4 protein-coding genes are annotated in these 4,062 nt (G+C 52.9%); all 4 read right to left on the reverse strand.

Annotated features, from left to right (window positions below):
* Positions 1-49 precede the first annotated feature (49 nt).
* Positions 50-733, reverse strand: coding sequence for a hypothetical protein (locus B3W37_RS14425; protein ID WP_483170339.1), 684 nt, complete (start codon positions 731-733; stop codon positions 50-52).
* Positions 734-816: 83 nt separating this feature from the next.
* Positions 817-2,718 carry a DUF2207 domain-containing protein gene (locus B3W37_RS14430; RefSeq protein ID WP_483176216.1) on the reverse strand — a complete coding sequence of 634 codons (1,902 nt, stop codon included), beginning with the start codon at positions 2,716-2,718 and terminating at the stop codon, positions 817-819.
* Positions 2,719-2,730: 12 nt separating this feature from the next.
* Entirely contained in the window at positions 2,731-3,291 is a 561-nt protein-coding gene (locus B3W37_RS14435; protein WP_483176217.1) for a LemA family protein, read from the reverse strand.
* Positions 3,292-3,430: 139 nt separating this feature from the next.
* On the reverse strand, positions 3,431-4,062 hold a 632-nt coding region (locus B3W37_RS14440), incomplete at its 5' end, for a hypothetical protein (protein ID WP_483176218.1).

Here is a 4,062-nt window from a genome sequence, read left to right on the forward strand (position 1 = left end):
GCTTGGTTTAAAAAAACCTCACCTGATCCAGCAGCGCATCTGCGCCATCTCATTTGAGCAGAGGACAATGACAACGGAAACAGCTGTCATCGGCTATATCGTTTAAACTGGCACAAGCGTTGCAGAAAATAATGCTGTCACCGGATTTATCGTATTTTTCCAGGGAATTTAACCCTTTATGGTGCCGTACTCTGTCGCCGATCTGATAGTAATTATAGACGGTATCATCATCTTCAACCCTCACTTCATGAAATTGGCCCCGGTCGGTCTTGATGACGACTGTATATAAAGTATAGTTGACCCAATACCGATCATTCCCGGAACCTTTCTGGCGTCTTTTTTTCTCAATCTTTTTGTCGACTACGACTCCATCCCAGGTTTTGCTCCGGCTTCTGCCAATGGTCTGGAAAAGCGCGATCAGTAGGAACATCCCGCCGATGCCCAGGCCGATGTATAATGCTTCGGGGTTATCCATTTCCGGGCTGCTTTCACCGTATATGTAGAAACCCACGATGGCGATAAGGGCTAAAACAGCGGCAAAGGAAAATGACCATACTTTGGAGTTGCGCATATATCTGGCAAAGGCGGGATCATTGATACGATCTGAATAACCGATCAAGATCCGGGTCTCTTGTTGCCGGGTCTCTTCCGCATAAGCCGGTAAGGCACTGCCGCATTCGGTACAGAATTTTATGTTTTTGGCTGAGTCCGCTCCGCAATGGGGGCAACGCATGCAATCCCTCCTTTCGTTATCCCCTCACGCCCGGGGCTGTCGTCGTAGTATCATCGCGCTCCAATCAACAGAGTTTTTGATGCCTAGCGGCCGCCATAACTGGAGCCGCCCCCGCCGCCGCCACCACCGGAAGAGAATCCGCCCCCGCCGCCGGAGCCGGATGAGGTCTTGCTAACCGCCTTCTGCGCTGATTGCAGGGCCCGTTCGAAAGAGCTCTCGATGCCGTCGAAGGAATGATGCAGGGCGCTCATGCTCCCATAAGCGCCGTAACTCATCCATCCGTAGCCAAACTGATGGTCGCCTTCCTGCATATTGGGGAACACCAGCTCCAGCTGCTTGATGACTTCTTTGGCTACTCCCAGAGTCACGGCATAAACCAGGTAGTGTTCCCAGATGATCAGGCTGGGGATCTCATGGCGTTCCATTTCGGAAAAATGCTGCAAGAATTTCTTAAAGGCCTGCCAGCGAACATAATCCTCCTGCCCGGTAAGGGTGCGCCGCTTAAACAGCCGGGGTATGAAAAGAAACAAGGCTCCGGCTATTATCAGCGCAGCGCCTATTACTCCTGCTTTGGCAACCAGCGAACTGCCCAGAATGAGCAGGCCCAGCCCCAGTAATACTGTAAAGAGAGGCATGTTGCCGCTGTTATCAAAGAAGTCCAGGTTTTCTCCCTGATCGATCAATTCCGTTTGCCACTCCTGCCAGAACGCATGAAAGGCTTGCCCGTATTTTTGAGCATAATTCTCTATTTCACTCAGATAGATGTATCCTCTGCCTCCGCCAATGTCATTCTGCAGGAAGCTGAGCAGCTGCTGTTCATGAGGCCTTAGTTCTGCCTCTTCGGGTTTTCTCAGCATGGCCGGCTCGGGTGCGGGCATAAAGCTGATCAGATAGGTCGTCACTTCTTTGGTGCCCAAAAATTTGCGGACTTCCCGGGTGTCCTCCTCCAGATACAGAAATTTGCGCCGGGCCAGATCCAATATGGTGGCGGTCAGGTCCTGGGCCTTGATTTTCCTGAAATTCCACAATACGCTCAGTTCTGCCGGACTGTAACTTCCCGGCAGGTCGCGATAATAGTCACCCTGGAATTGGGTCTGATACTTGCGTCCATATTTTTGCCGCAGCCAAAAAATCATGCCCAGGGCCACGGCAATAATGCCTGCCCCGCCGGCATACTCTGCCCGGGCCGCCATTCGTTCCTGATTGGCCTGCTTAGCCCAGCCTTCTTCCTGGGCCAGTATTCCCGGCAGAGCCGTCTGCCGGGTGCGCAGTTGGGCGGAGGCTGCCGGGAACAAGGCCGTGGGCATAACCACCCGGCCTTCTACAAAAGTGCGGGCGGGCAGATTCTTAGTCTGCCAGGTGACCAGATTGGCTCCGGCAAAATCCACCTCCCCCTGCAGTGGCCCGTGCCCCCAGATTCTGATATCTTCGCCCTGTTTATAATTCTCAGCGCCTGCGGGCAGTATCAGGTTGACTTTTACCTGGGCAATTTTTTCCTGATTGCTGTTGCCGATGAATTTGCGGTATAGTTCGGCGACATCATCGTGAATCTTGACCGCATTCATCACCCGATAGGAAACATCGAAGGTGCGGGTTTCGTCCTTGGCGGATACGCTCCAATCGATGACCATGTTGTTGTTTTCGATCTTGGTGAGATAGGTTCCGGGAGGCCCGTAATCCTTGCCCGGATTGAAGGTATAGGGCTGCCCCTTTTCGCTCACCGATACTTCCTGGATAGGACTGCTGCCCCGGGGAATGGCGATGTTAAAGCCGTTCCATTGCCCGGAAAAATCGATGGTCAAGTGCTCCGTCACCTGCATGCTGGCATCTGGCAGCAATTCCGCATCGATGATGACTTTTTCCATGTCCAGTGAACGGGCTTGCGCCGTATCGGCCAGGAAGGTCAGCGGCAGAAGGATGGCCAGCAGCATCGCCAACGGAATAATCCTGATAGGCCACTGAATTTGTCTGTCAATATGCATCATGTCCGGCACCCCTTAAAACTGCACCTGAACCGCCTGCCGGGCGGCAGGTTCGCCCTGCAGGGTGAAATAATCTACCATCTGAAAACCCAGCATTCCCGCTACCAGGTTGTTGGGAAACAGTTCGATTTTGGTGTTGAATTTCTGCACGGTATCATTGTAGAACTGGCGCGAAAAGGCGATCTTGCTTTCAGTGTCACTGAGCTCCGCCTGCAGTTGCAAAAAGTTGGTGTTGGCTTTCAGCTCCGGGTAGGCTTCCGCCACCGCAAACAGCGACTTCAATGCGCCGCTGAGCATATTCTCGGCTTGGGCCTGATCGCGCACATTGCTTGCTGCTATCGCCATGTTCCTGGCCTGGGTGACATTCTCCAGAGTAGCTTTTTCATGCTGGGCATAACCTTTGACCGCGTTGACCAGATTGGGTATTAAATCATAGCGCCGTTTCAGCTGTACATCCACCTGGGACCAGGCGTTCTGCACCCTTTGCCGCAATTGCACCAACCCGTTATAAGTGGCAACCAGAAATACCCCTATAAAAAGCACCAAAACCCCGATCGTAATAAGTCCACCTAGCATTGTTGTTTCCTCACTTTCCTGATTGTTGAATATAATCCGTTTACAACTTATCTATGTTTATACGGGCAGCCCTTACAGCTTACGGGCAGTCTCAGCGCAGGATGGAAATGCTGCTGTTGCGGAAGAAAACCGCGCCTCGTCACATGAACATAGAGAAGCCTTCCACTTCCCGTGCCTCCTGGACTATATGCACTCCGGAGACTGCCAAGGCTTCAGTAACCCGGTCGAAATTATTGATGATCACACTGCCGTGCTGGTCTGTAAACCAAATATACAATGGTTTGCCCATTCTGCCTTTGATTTCCAACCCTCCGTATGAAGCGGTGGCGGCCAGCAAAGCGCTGCCAGCCGGCTGTGGGGAGCTTCGTCCCCCCAGCAGGGACAACAGGGCAAAGCCCAGAAATAGTTTGCGGAACCAGCCCGGATTACGCAAAGTCACCACTTCGGCTGCGCTTATTTCATTGAAGGAATATGCCCGTACGCCCTTAAAGGACACCAGGTACAAGGCCTCAGGGGTCAGCTCAATGCGGAAAGAGCTGCTCCAGGCGTTGTAATAGAAGAGCATTGCGGCAATAGCCGCCAAAAGCCACATGGCCGCAGTAATCGGCCACCATCCGGTTACAGCCTGCAGCGCACCCCCGTTGATTAAAAACGGCAGTCCGTAAAATGGCGTCAGCAGGATGACTGCTGCCAGATCCGCGGCCAAGCCGCTGCCGGCGGAATAAGCGATATCCTGGGGCTGGTTTTTGCGGCGGGGGAGAAATAGATAAA

Source organism: Syntrophomonas sp. UBA5494 (genome assembly GCF_002426325.1).

Bases quoted from the DNA above. Each gene is read 5' to 3' on its own strand.
- B3W37_RS14425 (WP_483170339.1), bottom strand. From the start codon at position 733: ATGCGTTGCCCCCATTGCGGAGCGGACTCAGCCAAAAACATAAAATTC.
- B3W37_RS14430 (WP_483176216.1), bottom strand. From the start codon at position 2,718: ATGATGCATATTGACAGACAAATTCAGTGGCCTATCAGGATTATTCCG.
- B3W37_RS14435 (WP_483176217.1), bottom strand. From the start codon at position 3,291: ATGCTAGGTGGACTTATTACGATCGGGGTTTTGGTGCTTTTTATAGGG.